The 16,495-nt window shown below is 30.5% G+C and carries 23 protein-coding genes and 1 pseudogene; 3 read left to right on the plus strand and 21 right to left on the minus strand.

What is annotated here, in order from left to right; genetic code table 11:
• Nucleotides 1-67: 67 nt before the first annotated feature.
• The 19 genes and pseudogenes from AZF08_RS17530 to AZF08_RS30525 all read right to left on the minus strand — a co-directional run bounded on the left by AZF08_RS17530 (nt 68) and on the right by AZF08_RS30525 (nt 11,172).
• Entirely contained in the window at nt 68-538 is a 471-nt protein-coding gene (locus AZF08_RS17530; RefSeq protein ID WP_033674085.1) for a DUF5065 family protein, read from the minus strand.
• A gap of 263 nt (nt 539-801) precedes the next feature.
• Nucleotides 802-1,485 (minus strand): annotated as a pseudogene (locus AZF08_RS28895) (peptidoglycan-binding domain-containing protein); the annotation flags it as partial.
• A 399-nt stretch (nt 1,486-1,884) separates the two neighbouring features.
• On the minus strand, nt 1,885-2,268 hold the full coding sequence (locus tag AZF08_RS17540) for an ArpU family transcriptional regulator (protein WP_033674086.1): 384 nt from the start codon (nt 2,266-2,268) through the stop codon (nt 1,885-1,887).
• A gap of 122 nt (nt 2,269-2,390) precedes the next feature.
• On the minus strand, nt 2,391-3,443 hold the full coding sequence (locus AZF08_RS17545; RefSeq protein ID WP_033674087.1) for an N-acetylmuramoyl-L-alanine amidase: 1,053 nt from the start codon (nt 3,441-3,443) through the stop codon (nt 2,391-2,393).
• Between the two features lie 3 nt (nt 3,444-3,446).
• Nucleotides 3,447-3,707 carry a BhlA/UviB family holin-like peptide gene (locus AZF08_RS17550; RefSeq protein WP_033674088.1) on the minus strand — a complete coding sequence of 87 codons (261 nt, stop codon included), beginning with the start codon at nt 3,705-3,707 and terminating at the stop codon, nt 3,447-3,449.
• A gap of 609 nt (nt 3,708-4,316) precedes the next feature.
• On the minus strand, nt 4,317-4,544 hold the full coding sequence (locus AZF08_RS17555) for a hypothetical protein (protein WP_051725699.1): 228 nt from the start codon (nt 4,542-4,544) through the stop codon (nt 4,317-4,319).
• 130 nt (nt 4,545-4,674) lie between these two features.
• Nucleotides 4,675-4,995, minus strand: coding sequence for a hypothetical protein (locus AZF08_RS17560; protein ID WP_051725701.1), 321 nt, complete (start codon nt 4,993-4,995; stop codon nt 4,675-4,677).
• A 552-nt stretch (nt 4,996-5,547) separates the two neighbouring features.
• Nucleotides 5,548-6,003 carry a sigma factor-like helix-turn-helix DNA-binding protein gene (locus AZF08_RS17565; protein WP_033674089.1) on the minus strand — a complete coding sequence of 152 codons (456 nt, stop codon included), beginning with the start codon at nt 6,001-6,003 and terminating at the stop codon, nt 5,548-5,550.
• Nucleotides 6,004-6,060: 57 nt separating this feature from the next.
• Nucleotides 6,061-6,231, minus strand: coding sequence for a hypothetical protein (locus AZF08_RS30815; RefSeq protein ID WP_167332918.1), 171 nt, complete (start codon nt 6,229-6,231; stop codon nt 6,061-6,063).
• Between the two features lie 142 nt (nt 6,232-6,373).
• Complete coding sequence (locus tag AZF08_RS17570; protein ID WP_033674090.1) at nt 6,374-6,589, minus strand: hypothetical protein; 216 nt, start codon at nt 6,587-6,589, stop codon at nt 6,374-6,376.
• Nucleotides 6,590-6,593: 4 nt separating this feature from the next.
• A complete protein-coding gene (locus AZF08_RS17575; protein WP_033674091.1) occupies nt 6,594-7,901 on the minus strand; it encodes a replicative DNA helicase in 1,308 nt (435 codons plus the stop codon).
• Nucleotides 7,902-7,911: 10 nt separating this feature from the next.
• Nucleotides 7,912-8,652, minus strand: a complete 741-nt coding sequence (locus AZF08_RS17580; protein WP_033674092.1) for a helix-turn-helix domain-containing protein — start codon at nt 8,650-8,652, stop codon at nt 7,912-7,914.
• Between the two features lie 132 nt (nt 8,653-8,784).
• A complete protein-coding gene (locus AZF08_RS17585; protein WP_033674093.1) occupies nt 8,785-8,967 on the minus strand; it encodes a hypothetical protein in 183 nt (60 codons plus the stop codon).
• 1 nt (nt 8,968) lies between these two features.
• Complete coding sequence (locus tag AZF08_RS17590) at nt 8,969-9,169, minus strand: hypothetical protein (protein WP_033674164.1); 201 nt, start codon at nt 9,167-9,169, stop codon at nt 8,969-8,971.
• Between the two features lie 91 nt (nt 9,170-9,260).
• Nucleotides 9,261-9,524: a hypothetical protein gene (locus tag AZF08_RS17595; RefSeq protein ID WP_033674094.1), complete on the minus strand. Its 264-nt coding sequence runs from the start codon at nt 9,522-9,524 to the stop codon at nt 9,261-9,263.
• A 76-nt stretch (nt 9,525-9,600) separates the two neighbouring features.
• Nucleotides 9,601-10,323 (minus strand): Rha family transcriptional regulator, encoded by a 723-nt coding sequence (locus AZF08_RS17600; protein ID WP_033674095.1) that lies wholly within the window; start codon nt 10,321-10,323, stop codon nt 9,601-9,603.
• 44 nt (nt 10,324-10,367) lie between these two features.
• Nucleotides 10,368-10,568, minus strand: a complete 201-nt coding sequence (locus AZF08_RS17605) for a helix-turn-helix transcriptional regulator (RefSeq protein WP_033674096.1) — start codon at nt 10,566-10,568, stop codon at nt 10,368-10,370.
• A 175-nt stretch (nt 10,569-10,743) separates the two neighbouring features.
• Nucleotides 10,744-10,872, minus strand: a complete 129-nt coding sequence (locus tag AZF08_RS31815; protein ID WP_265182901.1) for a hypothetical protein — start codon at nt 10,870-10,872, stop codon at nt 10,744-10,746.
• Nucleotides 10,873-11,034: 162 nt separating this feature from the next.
• Nucleotides 11,035-11,172: a hypothetical protein gene (locus AZF08_RS30525; RefSeq protein WP_161486797.1), complete on the minus strand. Its 138-nt coding sequence runs from the start codon at nt 11,170-11,172 to the stop codon at nt 11,035-11,037.
• Nucleotides 11,173-12,113: 941 nt separating this feature from the next.
• On the opposite strand from AZF08_RS30525, the gene AZF08_RS17610 reads away from it, so the two are divergent.
• From AZF08_RS17610 to AZF08_RS17620, 3 genes are all read left to right on the plus strand, one after another.
• On the plus strand, nt 12,114-12,590 hold the full coding sequence (locus tag AZF08_RS17610) for a DUF5065 family protein (RefSeq protein WP_033674097.1): 477 nt from the start codon (nt 12,114-12,116) through the stop codon (nt 12,588-12,590).
• A 63-nt stretch (nt 12,591-12,653) separates the two neighbouring features.
• Nucleotides 12,654-13,106 carry a DUF5065 family protein gene (locus AZF08_RS17615; RefSeq protein WP_033674098.1) on the plus strand — a complete coding sequence of 151 codons (453 nt, stop codon included), beginning with the start codon at nt 12,654-12,656 and terminating at the stop codon, nt 13,104-13,106.
• 714 nt (nt 13,107-13,820) lie between these two features.
• Nucleotides 13,821-14,171 carry a helix-turn-helix domain-containing protein gene (locus AZF08_RS17620; protein WP_033674099.1) on the plus strand — a complete coding sequence of 117 codons (351 nt, stop codon included), beginning with the start codon at nt 13,821-13,823 and terminating at the stop codon, nt 14,169-14,171.
• Between the two features lie 172 nt (nt 14,172-14,343).
• On the opposite strand, the gene AZF08_RS28900 is transcribed toward AZF08_RS17620, so the two are convergent.
• Together AZF08_RS28900 and AZF08_RS17625 are read right to left on the minus strand one after the other, a co-directional pair.
• The gene (locus tag AZF08_RS28900; RefSeq protein WP_082246040.1) at nt 14,344-14,577 is read right to left on the minus strand and encodes a helix-turn-helix domain-containing protein; all 234 of its coding nucleotides are present in this window, start codon (nt 14,575-14,577) and stop codon (nt 14,344-14,346) included.
• Between the two features lie 56 nt (nt 14,578-14,633).
• Nucleotides 14,634-15,767, minus strand: a complete 1,134-nt coding sequence (locus AZF08_RS17625; RefSeq protein ID WP_033674101.1) for an AimR family lysis-lysogeny pheromone receptor — start codon at nt 15,765-15,767, stop codon at nt 14,634-14,636.
• Nucleotides 15,768-16,495 lie beyond the last annotated feature (728 nt).

Genomic DNA, 16,495 nt, shown 5'->3' on the forward strand with positions numbered 1-16,495 from the left:
AATTCTTTTATAAATAACTTCTCTCATTTATTTCATTGTATACTATCCTTTGAAAGCGCTTGTACAATTATTGAGTAATCTTAAATGGTTGGCCATGTAAAAATGTTGTTTCCCCGTTCTTTAGGGTAAGCTTCATAACCGCAACATAAGTATCTGGGGTATATACAGCGGTAATTGGTGTTTTAAATTCAGCGATTCCTGTCCATACGCCAGAATCCTGAATAGTTATATATCTTTGAAGTGAAGTTTCTGCATCCCCCAAGTCATGAATTCTAAAAATTTTCATCACAGCACTTTCCCCAGGCTCAAGTCCAAATGACATTCTAAATTCTTCACCTTGTTTCAAATCACCTACACGAGTGATATCTGGTGAGTAGTTTGCATTGTGATGGACATGTTGCCAAGATTTAAGTCCCCATTCATCATTGAACGGATCAGAGTAAGCCGCAGCAGCTTGTGTAGTTGGTTTAATCATTTCAACAGCTGTGAAACCGCCAAGTGTTAACGCTCCGATAATTGCTACTTTTCCTAATTTCATAATATGTTTTTCCTCCAATATAAATTTAGTAGTTAGATCAATTCCATAATAAGTACAGTTTGCACAATGAAAAAGATTATTTGGTCAATTCAATTATACATGGAAATAATAACAATTAAAGTGTTTTTATTACAAATTTTTATTCTTTACGTAAAAAAAGAAATTTATCCCATTTCTTAATTTTTAATAGATTCTTTGTTATGGGGTTGTACCATATCTTGTTGTCGAGCGCTTTTAAACTTTATCCTTTATTTATAAAGAAATTGGAATAAATATACAAATACTCCTGTAGAATCTTCTTTTAATTCTACTTTTTTAATCAAATTTTGTGTTGTAGGACCGAAATTACCATTGGCAGTAGCATCATCTAATCCTTCTTCATATTGAATCGCGTACATTAACGCCTTTTGAACATCACGAGAGTAATGACCATCACAAGGCATGTAGAAGAAACCAGCACGGTTGATATATTTGTTGTTTAACCATTGTTGAATACTTCGAACTTTTGAGCTACCTCCAGTGATTAATACATAAGCGTCCATGGTTAAGAGTGCTTTAAATAATTTTGGATTTACAGCACCATCTGCTGTACAGCCTAAATCTTTCTGCATAGAAGTAATTGCAGACTGTGTACCTGGCCCATACGTTCCTGTAATCCCACCTGGTCCATATCCTTTACAATATAAAGCAGCTTGAATAATTTTTACAATATTTGCATTCGTATTAGATGTTGTGCTAATTGGACATTTTTTTGCAACTGTTTGTAATGTAGTAGGGCCAAAACTAGTAGATGTATTTGTAATCCCAATTTCTAATTGTAATGCTTATGTTAAAGCACCCATGGTTGACCAACCTGTTTTCCCATTTTCTTCGATTGCAGTATAACCTGCTTTACCTTTATACGTGCTATTTACCCATTGTTGAGCTTTTAAGACCATTTGATCCATAACTAAGACCTCTTCCCATTATTTTTTAATACACTTAGATATACTTAAGTAAGTTTTGATTCTAAATAATTTTTTTGTCCTTCTGGTAATAAATTTACTGCTAAATTTGGTATAAAAAGTCCCCTTTTTTCTCAGTATTTTGTCGATACCTTAGCATGTTATTCTTCAAAAAAGAGCGATATTTTAATACATCACTCTTTTTGATTTTCTAACTTCAGTTACGTAATAGATTCTTCTATTTTTTGATATTTACTGTAAAAAATTTTTAGGCCTTTACTTTTTAAAAAATTATCTCTTAATCTTTAAGGATTATCTTAAAAATATAACTGAACATGTTGAAGCATCTAATTGTAAAATTCAATATAAATTTACAATTAGATAAAAATTCCCCTGTTTTTTTCACATAATTCCTAAAGAAATTGCAATTAACCAAAATGCATTTTTCTTCTTCTTATAATATTTGTCTCTGTTCATTAATAATTTGTCGTAAATATAATCGTCATTACATTTTTTGTTACTCAAATACTTCGCAACAATGATATTACGTTGCTCTTCATCTAAAACATACTGCAGTACTTTTTCAATCTGTTCAAACTTCATGCGGTTAAACCTCTCCAACTCACCAATTCTAGAAAATAAAATAACCCCTTCTTTTTTTTGTTCAGCCGCATTTTCAAAATATATCTTTAACGCACGATATTCTTTTAAAATATTAATTACTTCCTTTTGAACTTTCTTTTCTGTTTCCTTATCAATTGTTGGTAATAAAGATAATTGTTTCAAAAAGAATTCCCCCTTGTATTGGATAGAAAAAGATTTAAAAAATGAAGAACTGACTAAAAAATCTCAAACACCTATATCAAAATAAACAAGAGCAATGTCCATAGGACATTGCTCCTAAATAATTATTTAACTTCTATATAAGATGAGCTTGCCGTAATATAAAATGTCATATTTTTGCTATTATGAACTTTATATTGTTTTGAGCCATTTACCATAATTTCAGCATCTATAATAAAACATTCCCCAGCATTTACAACACCAGCGACATCTTTATCTTCCCAAGAAGGCGAGCTATAGAAGCGTAAATTATCTACCTTAGAAATAATGCGGTGTCCTACAATTGATGAATCCACATTATTCCTTGTATCAAGCCTAATATAAGATGGATCATATTTTATCCATTGATTATCTCCAAGGTTTAACCATCCATCTTCTTCACTCCATACAGCATAAGATTCTGGTTTGTTTATCTGACGAATTACCTGATAACTTGTTCCAGGCCCTTTTCGTAAATTAACATTAAATCCTTCTACATATACAACATCATGAATAGAAGACACATTTATTTCTAATGATTCAATAGAATAAAATTTATCACTAGAATAATTGTATGCACGATTTACATCGGAACGGAATTGAGATTCAGAAACACCATGACTTTGCAAGTAGGATAATGGATCTTCATGTGTTGTACCCCCAAGGTTTCTACGGACATCATCATGTGTCCATAATCCTTTTTCTACAGATATTCCCTTATCATGTAAAATTTTTGCAAGTAGCTTCACATATTTATCATAGGATCGCTTGAATTTATCATAATCAGCAGTTTCACAAAGCTCTACGTGTACAAAGCGGCTATTTGCATTTGGACCTGCACCATATGCAATGTAATTTTTATCTGCAATTTGAATTGTTTCATTCCAATCTACTGCATAATGTACAAAAGCTGAACGCCATGTACGAGTTTCATATTTTTGAATATTAATAGCTGGCGCTTCCAGTGTTGCAGTACTATGTGCAACTACTCCTTCATATGCGCCTACGCCATTTCGATAAGGAATTTTCGGTAAGTTCTCTATAATAAGATCTCTATCAGCAAATGCACCTGTAGAAAAACTCACTAAGAATATAAATGTCATAAATACAACTGTAAATAGATATAATACTTTTTTCATAAATTATCTATCCCCTTTCGTACCCAAAATTTGTTTGATTTCAGATACATCTTTAGATAGAGCACCAAAAGCTTCAGCTTGTTTAGTAATAACAACTTGATTTTCTGTGATTGTCTGCTGATATTTATCTTCCCGTTCTTTATTCTCTTGACGAGTTGATTCTAATAATTCTTTACTCTCTTTCCTTGTTGAAAATAGCAGCCAAACAAATAAGGCGCCAAAAGCACCTTGTGATAACACTGTATTAAAAACTTGCTCTTCCATTATCTTCATCTCCTTTTCAATAATAAAAATAGAAGCATTCATATGCTTCTATTTTTAAAAGTGTAATTTTGTTAGATTTTTAAAGTACATGTCTCTAATTATTTGTACTTTTCATAAGAATATTTTCTAATTAAATTTCAAGTAATTTGATCTGCTTTTTTCTTCAGTTAGTACTTTTAACAAATAATTGCTTTAAACTATATAAATCTAGATTCTTTATTCCGAAAAATACAACAACTACTTTTACCTACTAATAGTATACCAACAATAAATCAACTGCATTGTGTTATAAATGTGGCAGGGGTGTGGCATCATTCTATCTTACAACCCTTTCTTCTAATATTTTCAGGAGAAATAGATTAACTGATTTCTTTCTTAAACTTCTTCTTACAATCCCAAATTAACTTCTATATTCACTCATGTTTTTTTGAACATTCACGCAATATCATTAGTCTTTTCAATATACTTCTTCACTTCTAGTCAATTAATAGAGAATTTTTTTCTCCCTCTAATATGCTATACTCACTATCTTATATTCTCTTTATTTGAGATAAGCCATCATTATAAATAGAAATGAAAAAGAGGAAGCAATCTGCTTCCCCTCCTTACTTATCGGTAAATCTTAAAGCTATCTGTTTTATTGTATTTAGCTGCTCCACCAGCAGATAATTTTCCGTATACACGATAGTCACCCGGAAAATTATCTGTGATGTTGAATGATCTTGTTACATTATTTGCAAAGCTACCTAATAAAGTATCAGTTGTAGACCATTCTCCGTTAACAAGACGTTGTAAGTAAATTGTATAGCTCCATGTGTAACCCGGTGCATTGTTCACTTGTGTGAAATCTACTGTTGTAGCTCCAGAACTGTAATAACTCGCATCCGTCTAACCGCTTACCTGTGAAGTATAACCATTATAACCACCATGAATATAACATGCCAGTTTGTTTCCTCCTCAAAGATTTTTAGCGGTAAACATTAAAAGCATCTGTATAGTTTGTGCTACCGCCATATACACCTTTAACACGATATAGACCAGGTAAATTATCCGTAATATTGAATGATCTTGTTACATTGTTTTTAAAGCTACCAGATGCTGTGTCAGTAGTATTCCATGTACCATTTGCATTACGCTGTAAATAAATTGTATAATATACTGTCGCACCCGGAACATTGTTCACTTGAGTAAAATCTACTGACGTAGCACCAGAACCATAAGAATTTGCATCTGTCCAACCACTTACTGTAGATGTACTTCCAGATGTGTTATAAACATAACTTGCCATGTTATTTCCTCCTCAAATTTTGTTTGTTTTATCTTTTGTTTTTAGAAGGTGTTGTATTGTCCCTCTAGTAATCATAGTATCGTTAATTCCGCTATAAAAGCTCCTCAAAAAAATCTTCTTTTTATCAGAATTTTATTATTCTATACTTTTCTCGGCTATTCATAAAACCATATATTGATTCATAAAAATAATAGGAGTATTTCATCTTGTGTTTACTTCTATTTGATAATAAAAAAAACCGCTACTACTTAAGTAACAGTTCACATATTATATAGGATTGAAATTATTTTATTAAAATTGCTTACCTTTCCTTACTAACTACTTTAAGTAAACCAAGTACTGAAATTATCGTATCTAATTAGCACCTGAAAAATTTTCCTATCTCGATCTATTTAGCCAAAATCCTAAAGAATTCTCTCGCTTGTAAATGTGCAGAACCAAGTCCAATGAAAGCCGGAGATGAATTTCAGTTTGGTGTAACCAAAAGGTTTTATTATACTGTATTTGTACAGATTGCTCTTTGAAAACTAACAATAAATTTATAGCACTGACTCACTTATGTGTCATTGAAAGAGCTTGATCATCCCACCGCTTCATGTTACTGCTCACTCTTCTAATATGATCATAGCTATAATTTAACAATTCAGCTATTTGTTTTAAATTCATTCCTTTTACATCTCGATAATACATAATACGCTTTTCTAAATCAGTCATTTTCTCCATCACCAATCTACCTTGATCCATTACCGTTTGTTTTTCCTTTACTAGCTCAGTTAGTACATGCATTTTATCAGCAATTTTATTATTTCTAATTAGTATTTCATCTAAACCTAATGGTACTTTCCCACCTAATACACGTTCTTTCTCATAATTAACTACACCATTAAATTTAGGTGCGGTCATGTTCATATTTTTTATCAGAAACTTATGTTCTATCTCTAAATCTTGGATTTGAATCTTCAACATCTCAATTTCTTGCTCTAAATCCTGCATAAAAGATACTTGCATCTTACAGCCTCCTACTTGTATATATTCGTTTTATCTATTCATATTATTTCATTCTTTTTAATTTGTTTTATGCGCTTCATTCTCTCTTGATACATCATCAAATCGATCTATTTTTGTCATTATCAATTTTTCTAATTGTTTTTCACTAAGTTCCCATAATTGATAGTTATTAAATTTGTATACTCCGTTCTTAATTAAATACATAATTTTCTGATCTTTATTTACCATTTATCCTCCTAAGATTAAATTGTTATAACCCAATTTATTTATAAGGATATTAAGATTATAAATATAATTCTTTTGCTACTTTCCCCGTGAATTACACTACCTATTATCAAGATTTTGTATTCCTTCTAACATACACACTTATTTATAAGTTAGATACATCCATACCACGTTGTATCATATATTGAATTAAATATTGATTCATTCTTTTTCTAAATCTTGATTGATAATAGTAGTCGAGCTTACTAACATCCTCTAAAAAAGTTAGTACCTTTCGTTCAAATACAAGATATTCAATTAATAGCCATGCACTTACTATTCCATCTCTCTTTGCTTCTGTATAATAGTCTAATATTGTCATAACATCACATTCCTTTATCAAAATATAAATTTGTTTTTTTAACGAACTGAAATGGCAATGTCGCTACAAATCCATTACGGTTTTTTGCTATAATTAATTCAACATCATGGAATTCTTGTTCTTCTTGTTGCTCTCTATTGAAATATGCCGGACGATGAGGAAAAATAATTAGGTCAGCAATCTCCTCGATACTTCCAGATTCACGAATATCTGCCATTGTAGGTGCCTTGTCTTGCTTTCCCTCAATACTACGATTTAATTGCGCTACAAGTATAATTGGTACACTGTACTCTCTTTGTATTTCCTTTAACTGTTTCATAATGTATGTGAATTTGAGATGATTATTTTGAAACGATTCCTCTACATCGATATGACCTAGATGATCTATTGCAAAAAGATGCTTTTTACCAGGATTTTCCTTTACAATTTTACGAATTACCGTCCGAATTTGATTGATATTCTTTTCTGGACGAACGTTGATAGAAAGCTCTGCTAACTTACCACATGCTTTATGGTATTTCTCCCAGTATTGTTGCTTTCCATAAAAAAACTTATTCGGATTGTTCATTGTCGCAACAGGAATTTTTCCTTCTGCAGCAATCCATCTATCAATAATCTTATTTTCATCCATTTCACAAGAGAAAAATGTACCCATATAGTCCTTACTTTGATGTGCTCCACGCCGCATAGTTTCCAAAACAAATGCTGTTTTTCCTACTGATGGACGTGCTGCCACAATAATTAAATCTGATGGTTGCCAACCATCTAACCCTTTATCAAGAGTGTTGAATCCAGTAGGCGTTCCACTTATTCCATTTTCCGGCATTTGACTATGCATCAGAATTCGCTTCTTTAATTTTTCCTGAAACGAAGGCTGTGATTTAATAGTTGTGACCTGAACATTATTAATTTTAGATATAAGTGTATTAAGCTGCTTAAAACTATGTGTAAATTTTGATTTATCTTTAAACTCCTCAACTGTATGGAGTGCTTCCTCAATTGCAACAAACTCTATCATTCTTTCTTCTGTATATTTAAAATTATAATTAAACACTCCTAATTCGTACAAATTACTTAATGTATTTATCCCACCAAACATAGCCATCTTTTCTTTTCCAACTTGAGAGAGCGAGACCATATCAACAGGTTTTTCATCACATCGAAGTTCTTTCATTATCTTAAATAAATTTTTGTTATAAATATTTAAATAATGCTTTTGTTTTAATCTTGTTTCATCTATTAAACCATTGTCATGAATCATCATCCCTAGGCTACAACACTCATTTTCATAATGTACTTGATACTTGTCCATTCGATACACCTCAGTCTAATAAGTTATCTATAGAAAATTTGTCTGTTTGGTGCAAAACTGTTTGTGTTTTTGGTTTTATTTGATCAGCATACTCCAGATAACATTCATTGTTGAAGAAAGTAGTAGCATGTTTTATAAACCTTGTTTCTATCTCATTTCCTTTAATATATTCAGCATATCTTTGTGCCCCTAAACTTATCATTTCAATAGAATGTTTTTTAATAGCCAATTTAAATGATTTATAACCTAGTTTTTTATCAATCTTTTTAGGATATAGCCTCCATAATTGTTCAAATTCTTCAGAGTAATCCGAGTTTTCGCGTTGAATATTTTTTGTTAACTTAGTTTTGTTAAAATTAGTATTGTTTGTGTTCCCTTCGGATACTACCTCTGGTTTCTCTAAGACACTCCCCTGGTCTCTTTCCAATATCATATCTTGTTTTCTTGAGATACCAGGTGTTGGTAACAGGTGATACAGGTTAGAAAGATTGTCGCCTTTATCATCTTTTCTTGTTGTTTTTGCAATATATTTTTTCTCTACCAAAATCTTGATACACTCAATAATCTTTTTTTTTCCACATCCAACCTTTTTAGCAAGTGTATTAAGTGATGGAAAAGCTGATTTTGTTTCTTTATTTGCATACCTAGCGATTACAGCATAGGTTTTAAACGCGTAAACATCTAAGTCACCATTATCTATAACTTCATTTTCTATCATAAAAAATCCGCCTCGTTTATCAATAAAGTTCATAGATCCTCCTTCTCCACCCAACGCTCATAAAGCGTGTAAAGATTCATTCCATTACAAAATATTTATTGTGTTAGTACTATATATTATTTGATACAGTTCGCTTTACATCCCTTGCAAATCAGTTTGTATATTTTAAAAGGGAACTCGGTCCTCTTCTTCCTTTTGGCTTAATTCATATATTTCTTCTAATACTTGCAAACCATGTTCATATGCAAGTATCATCGCCGTTGAAAATAAATCATGATTTTGTTTATGTTTTTCAATTAATCTTAAAAAAATTCTTCTTTCTAAATGGAACTTTTCATCTAGACGCATTTTATTCACCTGCCACTTTCTTTATAGAATAATTTTCAACATAGTGTTTAATACATTCTGTCTCACAATGAAGATAATCTCCATCAAAGTCATAATAATTCTCACCAAAATAAATTTCACCTCGACACCCTTCACAATATTCTAGAAAGTCATTCCTACTAGAATCGAAACACTGATTGTAAGTCATTGGATTTTCAATCACCATCAATTTCTCCTATCTTTTGAGATAAAATAACTAGGAAACTAATAATTGTTTTATTTTATATATGAGGTTTAATAATTGAGGCTTTCTACTACAATTTATTCTTTTGTTTCGTAGGAGGATTAATTTTTATATTTTTCCTAACCCCTATTAAGCAATCATATTCTGTTTTTCTTCTAAACAACTCCAATAACTGTTTACGAGCTGCAGTACCTTCGGCTAGCCATTTCATGTATTCTTCTCGGTCTTTCATATGTAAAGCTACTATTTGCTTTTTTATTGTATGATTCAAAAGATGAATTAAACTATTAGCTTCTTTCTCATGATGTGGTAAGATCCTATTTCTAAAGGCCATACATGAATTCTCCTCTATTTGTTTTTACATATGTTCACTGATAATTGAAAAGTAATCCTATGTGAATTTCTTTTATTTATGCTGTTGCATTCTTCTTATTTAAAAGTTTATCTGCCACTCTTACTGCATCTTCTAACTGATTCGTAATCGCTAAGTATTGAGGAGCTGTTATTCGTTTCAGTGCATGCTTTTTTTTATAATTATTCATTTTCATTTTTAAATTTGTTCTATATGCTCTGTTATAGACAGATCTAAATACTCTCCATGCTTTTTGGAAGCTAATACCTTCATTCAAAGCCAAGAGCTGAATCATTTTATTTAAACGTTGCTGTAGACAACTCTCTGTATTAAGAGTATCAAGACTATTAATACGATGTTCTACAGTTCTTACTTGTTTCTCTAATTGTTGAATTATAAGTAAAATCTCTACCGGTATTTTTTCACAATTCCAATTACTCTCTTTTACATGTTTAAATTCTTTTAAAAATTTAATCTTCACTTTTAAAGCTTCTGCATTTATATCTCCCATTGTTACAAATGCAAATGCACTTTCTGTGAGTGTAAACTTAGGGTATTCTATTCCTTTAATGGTATAACTCGACTTAATAAAATTAGCTTTTGAAAAATCACTTTCCCCAGCTTCGTTTAATTTTTGAATCTGATTTACAATAGTATGTATTACAGATTTATGTTCTTCCTTCATCATGTAAGCAATTATTAAACTATCAGTAACAAGCTTATTTCCTTCCATAAATACCAAATTGCCAACTATATCTTCTCTCTTTTTTTCAACACCCATATATATCCCCTCCACTTTTATAAATCACAGGTTTACTTAAACTATTAAAAAAAAAGTTCTTTTGGATCTTCTTCAAGAGCAATTGCAATTTTTAATGCCAGCTCTATTTTTAAATTTCTTTTATTATTTTCTATATACCAATAGTGCATTTTCGTTATCCCAACCTTATTAGCAACCTCTTCATAAGTCCATCCTTTTTCTATTCTTTTTCTCTTTAATTTTTGCAAGGCGATTACCCCTTCCATTATCTATATTCTTATTATAAATAAACTACAAGTTTATTTCAAGTGTTTTTTAGAAAAAACACAACCAAAATTATCTTCAACAAAATATGTATTTTCCTGGTGATTTCAATATTTAATTAGAATGATATATAATAAAAAATATTTATTAAACATATACATTAAAAGAAAAAGCCCCTCACTGGGCTATCTTTTTTTCTATATATGTTTTGGAAAAACATGCTTTTAGAATTTCCTCAGTGTTAATTTTATTTCCCTCTTTTAACCATAGCTTTACTACTTCTTTAGCTAATTCTTGTTTATTCATCCCAATTCCCCCATATTCAACATGTAATTTTGTGATTTTTTCACAATGTTTCACTTTTTTGTTAAATATATAAAAAGCGAATCTCTCTAAAACGTAGGAATGACATCGTTCTAATCAAAACGATGTCATTCAACACTTCAATAATTTATAATATTTTTCGTATTACCAACCACCACCTGGATCAGTCATTTGAACTAAATGACTAACCTCATATTGTTTTGAATAATCTGTACTTTCCTCTTCTAGTACACATATGGATACTCCTAATAAAACAACTAGGAATATTAAAATTTTTTTCAATTTTTCCACCTCATTTTAAATAATTACTTCCTTTTCTTTTATAACTAAAATATTTAACCATATTCATTTTTCTTTCATTAAATTTTACGAATTTAAATTTGTTATAAGAAACAGAGTACTCACCTATTATATTTATACTCCTCATATTCTAAAGAATAAAAGATTTATAGTTTTACCTACCCAATTTCTTCTCCACTATAAATCTCTATATGAATATTTTACCACAAAATAGAACCTGTGTTCTAGTTTTAATTTAAAATATCACATAAATTTATTGTTATTTAACATACGGAAAAATGAAATTTATTCAGGAATAAGAAAACACTACGGAATATAGCAGTAAACTAATTACAAGAAGAACAACAAAATTTCTTCTCATCATTTAGATCATAGCTCAGGAAAATTGGGCTACATTCACATAAAAGAAAGAGGTATTTTAATGGTCTTAAAAGCCCAACAATGGGTAAATAGCACGTATAAAGATAGAGCGGGCTATAAAAAATCGAAGAAAATCCAAATCCTCACTGGGGAGACTTTGAGCCAAATGCATATATTCTTTATGTAATTTAATTAATACGATCTATTATCATCAATAGCATAAAAAAGAAGTATCTATCTAGATACTTCTTTTGATTCTAGTACAAATATATAATAAAAAATGAAAATTCTCTTAAAAAGTGGATGAAGCAGGTTTTGGTGCAAGAACTTCAGAACAATTATAAGGCACCTTTGAACTACCTATTTTTCTTTTACCCAATTTCATTTATAAAACACTATAATATGCAAATTTCTTTTAATTGTCACTATTTTCATACTTATTCACCTTATTTACATTTTAAAAACACGATATAATAATACACAGTATTCTTACCAAATGCTATTTTTGTTTTAATATTATTTTTCACCTAATTAATCTTCATAATAACAGGAGGTTTTTGAACATGGAAAAGCTAAAATCCGTGGCACTTATCGGAGCATTAACGATCGGTAGTTTTACAACAATCGGGGTATTCTCAACACCAAACCAAGCATTAGCTGCAACATCAAGCACTGTACAGAAAGCATCTCCTGTAGTAGACGACTGGAGATGGCAATCCTTTTTCCTACTTCACCACAATGCAGATTACCGAGCTGAGTTAGCTGTAGGAACACTAAGACACGGCGATACATTTGATGTTACATCTGAAGTTGGTGGCATCGACAACGGTATTATCAAAATATACCGTATAAATTATATAGGCGATGGTCTAGATGAGTTACAGCGATTCAAAACAATCCAAGGTGGAGAAGCAGGTCACCACTTCTATAGCAGATTCACTACACCTATCACAACTGTTTATACACCTGGAGATTATGTAGCTGTACTAAAAGTAGGCGATCATTACTATTACGGTGGTAAGTTCCAAATTACGAAATAAACAGTATTCCTATCAATTCCTACACTATATAAATGTCAAAATTAACTACAAGGAGAATTTTCTATGAAAAAACTAGGAACTATAGCTTTAGTTGGAGCATTAACACTTGGCGGTTTTACAGCAGCCGGAGTATTTACAGAACCTCAACATGCATCAGCTGCTAAAGGGGCATATGATGACTGGAGATGGCAAGAGTTTTTCTTAATTCACCATAACGCAGACTACCGACCAGAGTTAGCGGTAGGTCACCTTAGACATGGTGATACTTTTGACATTACTACTCAAGTTAATGGGACTGATAAAGGTATAATTAAACTATATCGAATCGATTATAGTGACAGCGATTATGGCGACCTACAACGCTACAAAACAATTCAACCATCAGATACAGGCGAGCGCTATTACAGTAGATTTACTACACCTATTACTAGTGCCTACGAGCCAGGCAGTTACGTAGCTGTATTAAAAGTAGGTGAAGACTACTATTACGGTGGTTCATTCAAAATTTCAAGATAATTGAAACTGACTCTCATGACATAGAAATGCCCCCTACATTCACTTGTGGGGGGTTTTTTTAACTCAAGCATAACCATAAGTGTTATAAAAAGTAAGAGTCCCCATTATATAGGTTTCTTTGTAACCACAGAAATTTTTTTAGCGATATTGATGAGATTACAAAAATAATTTCTGGAGAAGGTCAATGATTAAGGTAATACGAATGTAAACTCATATACTAAAGTTTATATTTATTTTAAAACATTACTTGTTTACTCTTAAATTAATTTATTTCATTGCTTTCTATGATTAACTTGCAATTACTACAACTTTGTATTCCCAAAAATAAAGAAGCTTCTTTTTTTGGCAATGATGAAGGAAAATCAATGTTGTTTGGATATGATTCTCTCCCCTATTAGGAAAGTCGCACAATATAGTTTGAACGTTTTTACACATGATGCTCTTGTAAATAAAAAATTCAAAGTATGATTTCCAGTCCTCGTTTCCATGCAAATCCTCGTTTATACATTGCTACATTAATTTATATTTGGTTAATCATGTTATCTTTTGACTACACTTTATTAATTCCTGCTTTATTAATTTTCTCTCAAATCTAAGTAAATCTGAGATTTATAATTTTTTTTGTAAAAATAAGATACATCACTTGTGGTAAACACATTGTTTACTTTATAATTTAGTAGGCACCAGATAATTTCTATAAAAGGGGGTTGAAAAATGATCGGAGAAATAATTAAAAAGCTAAGAAAAGAAAAGAATATAACTCAGGAACAATTAGGTAATGTTATTGGTGTTTCTAAAATGGCTATATCTTATTTTGAAAAAGGAAAAAAAGCCCCTGGTCGTGAAACATTAGAAAAAATAGCAGACTATTTTAATATTACAACTGATTACCTTTTAGGTAGATCAGATGATCCAGAACTTAATGAACACGAATCTAAGATCGTAACTGAAGAAGGAAATAATATTCTAAAGTTAATAGAAACTCTTCCTAAAGAAGAACGTCAAAAAGCATGGGAACAATTAGAAATGTATGTTAGCTATATAAAATCCAAAAAAAACAGCTAAACAAATAACTGCCTCATTAGGCAGCTTTTTTATTAGCTATTTTTTAATTCATTCTGCTTTTATTAAGAAACTATATATAAACATATGTTTTTAGCACTCGCTTATATATTTAAATATTTTTTACTCTTGAAATATTCACCACTAAATATTCTTTTGGGCTGTTTAAAGTAAATTAAAGCGCGATACTATCTACCTCTTTTAACCACCTAGTTATCATCTTTTGTTTAAATTGCGTTAGCTTGGTACAGCAAGAATAATAGATCATTCTAGTTTCATTATAAGTGTGGTCCCACACATCAATGAAACGGTTAAATATATAGTAACTACAACTAATAGTCCTAGCAATTAGAATTTCTAGTGATGTGTTTGGATAGATACGGAATTCATAATCCTTATTTACTAACAATAGTCACACCTTCATATTTTGAGGAGAAGAACTTCTGTCGGAAGAGCTAAAAACAATCAATCCAGACCTAAATATCTTTTAGGTAACTGCGAGTAAAAAATATTTCCCGTCTCTTCACACATTTCTAACGATTTTTTTATTAAATTTTTATCTTCTCTAGCTAAGCCCAAATACAATGTTTGAAAATCAGTAAGTTCTCCCATTTTATTTTCTAAATGTATTAGTAACTCTTCTGCTTCTTTATTTTTTCCTTGCTTTATTTTTAAATATGCCATTTCTGCACAATGGATCTCCTCTTCTAAGCTATCAATATTTTGTCCCCAATAAATAACCAGAAAATTCAATGTATTCTTGATGAGTTGTTTCTTTTTTGTCATTTTAATGTCAGAAACATATTCCAACGTTTCAAAACTTTTCTCTAAAAAGAACTTTGCAGTTTTATAATTTTCAAAAACATAAGATTCCCCCATTTTCAATAGCGCATTTACCTTTGGAATTATAAAAAATGGATTACATTCAAACGCCTCTAAAATTTCATTCCCCATTCTTCTCGTTTTATTTATATTTCCTCTTTGTAAGGAAATTACACAAATAGCCTCTTTAAATCTAATAGTAAAGCTATCTCTAATAAATTTATTTTTGATTCTTTTTATTTCCAATTCAATTTCTTGTAACCGCTCAAACAATAATCGATAATTTCCTAAATGATACAACATTTGACACATTAAAAGCTCTGTTAATATTTTCATCTCTAATGTCTTAGAACTTCTATGTTTTTTTACAATTAAATTATATAATTCTTTAAATTCCCATTGCTCTGTATACATTTTATAAATTAAATCGTATACACTAGCCCACTCTTTATTACACGTAGCATCAGAATTCAATTCTCTATCCACGACTTCTTTTAGCAATCCAAAATCTCCATGTAAAGAAAAATATTCCATAGCTTCACGTAAATTTCTTAATTTGTTTTTTTCTATATATCTTTTCATCAAATTTGTTTGTATAGCATTATCCTTATACAAACAGTTTAATGTTTTAGAAAAATAACAAAACCTCATTTGTGTCCTTCCATTTAAAACATCCGATACAACACTTTGAGTTACGCCCCAATATCTTGCTAATTCTTTATTTGTAATTTTTGCTACGTACAAATCATCGTTAATTTTTTTTAACAAGTTCTCCATCTTGTTCCTCCTAGAAACAAAAAGATACATATCCTATGCTTACGAAATAAAAGCATGTTTCCAAAGTAAATTTCATTAAATAAATCTTTAAAATTCTAAAATATATACGCACTTAGATGTAAAGTTACAACCAGTCTATCATTTTAAAATCATTAAGCTATCATTTTTAAAAAATATGCATAATTTCATATCTCGAATATACAGTATTAAAGATATGAAATTATGCATATTTATAGAGAATGTCTAAACATAGATTTCACAAGACAGGAACAAGCCTCTAAAACGCCTATGTATGACCAGGGGAAAAACATTAAAAAACGTAGCAGAACCGTCTTTGCTTATTGAGTTGGGATAGCATACCTTTATCCTACATATCAGCGATACCAGAAAGGGACTTTACTTTCGATAGCAATAATCTTACTAACACCACTTGTTTTTTCCATTAGGGGTTAAGCTATCGAAATAAAATACTTTTTTATCGTATAACGCTATACTAAAAACTTTTAATCACCCACAACACCGAACTCTAGTTCGCAAATGTTCTTTGTTGAAATTATATCAAATATGTGAAAGGGATGTAAAATAATATCCCATTAAGTAACAACTACGGTTAGGTTGTTTACTGAAAATATAAAATTCTATACCTCCAGATTGAACTGTCCCTCGAATCGAAGTCCATGATTCGGAGTTTTTATGTATTCCTGCATCCATGCCCTCATTATTATAAA

Origin of the sequence: Bacillus gaemokensis, from assembly GCF_001590835.1 — a bacterium.
GTDB lineage: Bacteria > Bacillota > Bacilli > Bacillales > Bacillaceae_G > Bacillus_A > Bacillus_A gaemokensis.